The sequence below is a fragment of the Nonomuraea sp. NPDC001636 genome (assembly GCF_040298265.1).
GTDB lineage: Bacteria > Actinomycetota > Actinomycetes > Streptosporangiales > Streptosporangiaceae > Nonomuraea.
Genome location: NZ_JBEOZT010000080.1, coordinates 1 through 3,551, shown reverse-complemented (window position 1 = coordinate 3,551; position 3,551 = coordinate 1). Strand labels below are relative to the sequence as shown.

The following is a 3,551-nucleotide window of genomic DNA, read 5'->3' as shown; positions in this document are numbered from 1 at the left end:
GCCGGTAGATGGGCGTCCCGCCGTTGAAGGTGAAGATGGTCGTATTCACGTTCGCGACGAGAGTTCCAGCAACGACGGAGACACGTCCCTGGTACTCCCAGCGCTCCTGGCCCAGGATCCGCACCTTGCGCATGCGGGGGGTGAGGGTGGCAGCGCTGAAGCCAGCGGAAAAGGTGCCGATGTCGGTGAACGGAGTCCACTCCATCAGCTCTTCGATGATGCGGCTGTTGAGTTTGCCGGCGGTGAGTAGCTCGCCTGCGGCAAACGGTGTGTAGACCATGGGGCCTCCTACAGGGCGAGGATCAGCGGTTCGGCAAGTCGCAGGTCCGCCCCCGCAGCGTGGGACTTCGCGATGCCGTTGACGGACCGGGTCACGGTGGCCAACTGCGGGTTGGCGATCAGGAAGTTGTCGTACCGGACGGCCAGGGAGGCGTTGGTGTTGCCGGTCGCGCTGCTCGACCGGCAGCCGACAGCACCGGCAGCCGTGAGCGTGGTGTCCGTGCCGGAGACCTGCCAGGCCGTCGGCTCGCCGCTCGTGAGCGGCCAGACCCGGGCCTGGAGCGTCGAGCCCTTCGCCTGGAATCGGAGCCGGAACGACTGCCCCGCGGTGTACGTGTACGGCGTCGTGAACGTCGCCACGGTGGACTCGACGCCTGCCGCGCGCTCGCGGATGGCGAGGATCACCGTGCCGGACGTCGTGAACTCCACCCGGGCGTAGTACAGATCGTTCGCGCCCGAGCCCCGGGCGGTGAGCCCGCCGAAGATCGACGCGCCGGTGGCCACAGCGGAAGCCGCGACGGTCGCGTACAGATCGAAGTCGGGGCTCGGCGCCGTGAGCGTGCTCTGGCGGGCAACGTTGACGCTGGCCAGGACGTGGCTGCCGACGCCGGAGCCGACGGAGTAGTCCGCCGCGCTGCCTCCCGTGCTCGTCCAGGCGCCGCCCGTGTCCGCGCTGCCCCAGCCGGATGCGACCGTACGGCCGAAGGCGTCGGCCGCTCCCTGCGTGATCCCCGTGACCGTCATCCGCTCCCCGCCAACGAGCACGTCGAAGGGAAACTCTGCGGCGTGGGTCGCGGTCGTGATCCACGTCGGGCCGGGGTCGGACACGAGCAGCAGGGACGTGTCGTCCGAGTCCACCGCTGCGCCAAGGGCGGTGCCGTCCGTGTCCAGGCGGCCGAGGACCGGGTCGTCGAGGACGCCGACGGTCCACGGCCCGGCCGGCACGCACGTGAGCGATGCCGACCAGGTGCGGATGCCGAGGGTCTCGGTGATGCCCTGGACGACCAGATCGATCGGGCCGGGCGCCAGCCAGCTCGGGGTGTTGATGATCTGGATCCGGTCGCCGAGTTCGAGGCCCAGGTACGCCGGGATGAGCGCGGGCCGTTTGTGGAGATCGAGCTGGACTGTGGGCACGCGGGACTCGTCCCAGGTGCCGAGGTGGAGCAGCCACTCGGCGATCGGCTGCGCCTGACTGTCGGCAGCGAGCGACAGGTCGGTGGAATCGTCGTACAGGCCGATCCCGTCCGGCGGGGCCTTCACGGACATCGGGCCGGACTCCAGCACGGCGCGCCCAGACGAGCCGCCCACCCGGTTGACCGTACGGTCGTTGCGAGCTTCCGCGTCATCGTCGACCGGCTCCATCGGCGGCGCGAGGTCTCCGGCCGCGTAGTCGAGGATCAGTTTCGGAGTCTGGTTGTAGAGCGTCGACCGGGCCCGGTAGATGAGTGCAGAGGATCCGCGGTCCTCAGCGAGGATGCCGAGGTCACTCTCTGCGCACTCCTGGAGGAGGCTGAGAAGCGTGTCCGGGCGCTGGATCCCCATGCGTGCCGTGTCGGTCGGGAACGCGCTGGGGAAGACCACCCGAACGTTGCTGGATTCCTCGCTGGACAGCCGACGAAGCCGGTCCGCAGCCGTCTCGGTGATGAACCCGCGGTCGGCGTCTGAATACGCCAGCGTCGTCGACTGGGCGGGCCAGACAGTGATGTGTCCAACCCGGATGTCAGGGAGACCGGCGCCGAAGCTGGTGTCGATCTGGGAGACGGCGCCGACTGTGCCGGCAATGCTACCGGTGACACCTGTCGAGCCGCCGTTGACCTGGGACCAGCCGATCCGGTAAGAGATGTTCCCACCAGCCTGCTCGGCTCGGAACTCCAGCCGCCACCAGCCGTCGAAGTAGCCGCTGGTGGCGCCGATGGCGCTGTCCAGGGTCAGGGTGCCTGTGGCGTCGTACCCCAGGAGGTGCGTTCCGGTGGCGCCCATGGTGATACGCCACCTGCGGATGGTGCCCGTGGTCGTCCAGGACAGCATCTCCTGCTCGGCTCCGGGTGCCGCGCCGTCGACGCGGTAGGGCATGCAGATCTCCCACACACCGGATGCGGAAGGCGGGACGCTGCCGCGCATGGTGCCGCCGGGCTCGATCGCCGGGAGCGCCGCAGAGCCGCCGAGTTCGGTGTCCTGCCCGAAGTCCCACTTCGTGACGGCGAGCGGGCCGACGCCGGGGATCGGCGAGTACGCCTGCGTGGCGCCTTGCGGCTCCTCGCACGGCCAGTACGCCAGCGGGGACCGGGACGGCAGGCGCCGGCGGAGGGTGCTGTCGAGCGACTTCCTCCCCTGTCCGAGACGGCGCAGGATCCCTGAGCCCTCGATCGGCGTCCACACGTCGTGCCCGGACGGTGCCCAGCGCGGCGGCCAGGCCGACACCTCGCCCACGAACCGGTGCGCCCGGTTGCTCACGGAGGCGCTGCCGATGACCGACCAGGGGCGGCCGGCGGAGTCCGTCCACGCCGTGGTGCCCGGGGCGAGGGCGCGCAGGTCGGGCGCGGCAACGATGGTGCCGCCGATACCAGAGCGGATCTCGCCCCGGTAGGCGCGCCCCATGAACCCAGTGCCGAATCCTGCGAGTTTGGCCGTGGTCGTGGAGTTGAAGATGCTGGTCGGGGCGCCCTCTGCAGCAGACGCGAAGGAAGTCCACGGGCCATCGAGGGACGGTGCGGAGAAGTACTCCAGCGCGTACTGGCCCGAGCCGTTGTTGACGTCGAGCGTGACGCGCAGCGCGGCACGCCGGGGCAGGGCCGGAAGCAGCTTGCCCCTGGAGAGCACATTGGTGCCGTCCGGCGACCACAGCAGGTACAGAAAGCCGTTCTCGGCCTGGAGTCGGTAGGACAGTTGACCCAGGGTGCCCCACTTCCCGATGAGGTTGATAGGTCCCACCGCGCCCCAGTTGTCGACCTCGGCCTCGACGCGGATGTCGATGTCGCCGGTGATGTCGAGAGACGCGTGGTCGGGGGTCTCGGCGCCGGAGAACGTCAGGCCGGGAAGGCTGAGGTAGGACTCGGTCCCGGGGACGGAGACGCGCAGAGGCGTGTTGCGGCCGATCTGCCCGTAGTACGGCGACAAGGGGTTGCGGGGGGTGTACTTCCCGCCGGCGTTGTTGAGAGTGACGGTGCAGCCGGACGGGTCCGCGACCCAGGCCCCGTCCGGCTGCCCGCGCGTGATGGTGATCGGGTCCCGGGTATAGGCGTCCGCGGTGACGTCCGTCCACACCCCTCCGG

At 69.9% G+C, this 3,551-nt stretch carries 2 protein-coding genes; both read right to left on the bottom strand.

Annotation, left to right across the window (positions count from 1 at the left end):
- The coding region (locus ABT158_RS51040; protein ID WP_352366726.1) for a hypothetical protein at positions 1–280 on the bottom strand (280 nt) is incomplete at its 3' end.
- An 8-nt stretch (positions 281–288) separates the two neighbouring features.
- On the bottom strand, positions 289–3,551 hold a 3,263-nt coding region (locus tag ABT158_RS51035), incomplete at its 5' end, for a hypothetical protein (RefSeq protein ID WP_352366724.1).